The 2,686-nt window shown below is 70.6% G+C and carries 2 protein-coding genes; both read left to right on the top strand.

Features of this window, described 5'->3' with window-relative positions; genetic code table 11:
* Window positions 1–771, top strand: a 771-nt coding sequence (locus LQV45_RS24695) for a glutamine synthetase family protein (protein WP_230009248.1), incomplete at its 5' end; no start/stop codon positions are given.
* Window positions 772–781: 10 nt separating this feature from the next.
* Window positions 782–2,686: bifunctional [glutamine synthetase] adenylyltransferase/[glutamine synthetase]-adenylyl-L-tyrosine phosphorylase (locus LQV45_RS24700; protein ID WP_230009249.1), on the top strand; the 1,905-nt coding region annotated here is incomplete at its 3' end.

Here is a 2,686-nt window from a genome sequence, read left to right on the forward strand (position 1 = left end):
CCCGGGCAGAACGAGATCGACCTCCGCTACGCCGACGCACTGACCACCGCCGACAACATCATGACCTTCCGCACGGTCGTGAAAGAGGTCGCGATCGAGCAGGGCGTGTACGCCACGTTCATGCCCAAGCCCCTCAGCGGCCAGCCCGGCAGCGGCATGCACACGCACATGTCCCTGTTCGAGGGCGACATGAACGCCTTCTACGAAGAGGGCGGCCAGTACCAGCTGTCGAAGGTGGGCCGTCACTTCATCGCGGGTCTGCTGCGTCACGCGAACGAGATCTCGGCCGTGACCAACCAGTTCGTCAACTCGTACAAGCGCCTGTGGGGCGGCGACGAAGCTCCGAGCTTCATCTGCTGGGGCCACAACAACCGCTCGGCCCTCGTGCGCGTTCCGCTCTACAAGCCCAACAAGGGCCAGTCGACGCGGGTCGAGTACCGCGCGCTCGACTCCGCGGCCAACCCGTACCTCTCGTACGCGCTCATGCTCGCCGCGGGCCTGAAGGGCATCGAAGAGGGCTACGAGCTGCCCGCCGAGGCGGAGGACAACGTCTGGTCGCTCACCGACTCCGAGCGTCGGGCCCTCGGCTACGCGCCGCTGCCGGCGAGCCTCGACCACGCCCTCGAGTACCTCGAGGAGTCCGAGCTCGTCGCCGAGACGCTGGGGGAGCAGGTGTTCAAGTACGTCCTGCTGAACAAGCGCCGCGAGTGGCAGCAGTACCGCGCACAGGTCACCCCCTTCGAGCTGCAGAGCAACCTCGAGGCGCTCTGACCCGGCCGTGGTGATCTCGGGCGATCGATCGACGGCGCTCACCGCTCTGGCCCGTATCGGCTTCTCGCGTCTCGCGGAAGCCGATACGGCGTTGGGCGAGCTCGAGCAGCTGACCGGCGTCGAGCGGGCGGATGCCATGGCTCTGGCGCAGCGCGTGGCCGACCCCGACCGTGCCCTCGCGGGGATCGTGCAGATCGCCCGTCGCGCCGAAGGGGCCGTCCGCGCGGCGGCGGCCGACGCCGGATCCTGGCGTGCGCTGTGGGACATCGTCGGCGCGTCCGACGGGTTCGCGGAGTTCTACCTGCGCCACCCCGACGAGATCGCCCACCTCGCCGGCGCCGGCCTCACCGTGCCCGACGAGCAGACCATGCGCGCCGAGCTCCTGGCATCCGTCGGCGATGACGAGGGCTTCGCGACGGACGCCTCGGATGCCGCCTGGGCGGCCCTCCGTGTCCGCTACCGTCGGCTGCTCGCCCGGATCGCCGCGTACGACCTCGGTCAGGACGACCCGGCCTCCGCGATCGACATCGTGTCCGCGGCCCTCGCCGACCTCGCCGGCGCGGCCCTCGAGGCGTCGCTGAGCGTCGCTCGGGCGCGTGTGTCCGGGACCGGGCCCGCGGCCTTCCCTCGTGCCCAGGTCGAGGCGACGCGCTTCGCGATCATCGCGATGGGGAAGACCGGCGCCCGCGAGCTCAACTACGTCAGCGACGTCGATGTCATCTTCGTCGGCGGAACCTCCGATGAGGAGGTCGTGTCCGAGGCCCGTGCGATCGACATCGGCACGCGCCTGGCCGTCCAGACGATGCGCGGCATCTCGGGTCCCGAGATCGAGCCGCCCCTGTGGGAGGTCGATCCGAACCTGCGCCCCGAGGGCAAGCAGGGCGCCCTCGTGCGGAGCCTCGGCGCCCACGCGCAGTACTACGACCGGTGGGCGAAGAGCTGGGAGTTCCAGGCACTCTTGAAGGCCCGCGCGATCGCGGGCGACCCCGCCCTCGGCGCCGAGTACATCGCGGCCGTGCAGCCCCTGGTGTGGCTGAGCGCCGCGCGCGAGAACTTCGTCGACGGCGTGCAGCGCATGCGCGAGCGCGTGACCGACCACATCCCGGCCTCCGAGGTGAACCGCCAGGTCAAGCTGGGGCCGGGAGGCATCCGCGATGTCGAGTTCACCGTGCAGCTGCTGCAGCTCGTGCACGGGCTCACGGACGACCGGATCCGCCAGCGCGGGACGCTCGACGCCCTCGACGCGCTCGTCGCGGAGGGCTACATCGGACGCAGCGAAGCCGAGGCGTTCGGCCGCGACTACCGACTGCTGCGGCTGATCGAGCACCGGCTGCAGTTGCGGGGATTGCGCCGCACGGCCCTCTTGCCCGAGAAAGACGACGACCTGCGGGTGCTCGCTCGCGCGACGAAGCTGTCGGACTCGGCCGCGGGTGTGCAGCAGGCGTGGGAGCGCATCAAGCGCGAGGTGCGCGACATCCATGTCCGGTTGTTCTACCGGCCGCTCCTCTCGGCCGTCGCGGCCCTCCCCGAGGGGGAGCGCTCGCTCTCGACCGAGCAGGCCCGCGACCGCCTCGCCGCGATCGGCTTCCGTGACCCCGCGGGCGCGCTGCGGCACATCGCCGCACTCACGAACGGCCTGAGCCGCAAGGCGACGATCCAGCGCCACCTCATGCCGATCATGATCCGCTGGTTCGCCGACGGCGTCGATCCGGACTACGGGCTGCTGGTGTTCCGCCGCATCAGCGAACGGCTGGGCAACACGCCGTGGTTCCTGCGGATGCTGAGGGACTCCGCGGGAGCCGCCGAAAGCCTCACCCGCGTGCTGTCGGGATCGCGCTACATCGGGGAGCTCATGGAGTGGATCCCCGAGTCGGTCGCCTGGCTCGACGACGACGCTCTGCTGCGACCGCGGTCG

The organism is Microbacterium sp. Bi128 (assembly GCF_918698205.1).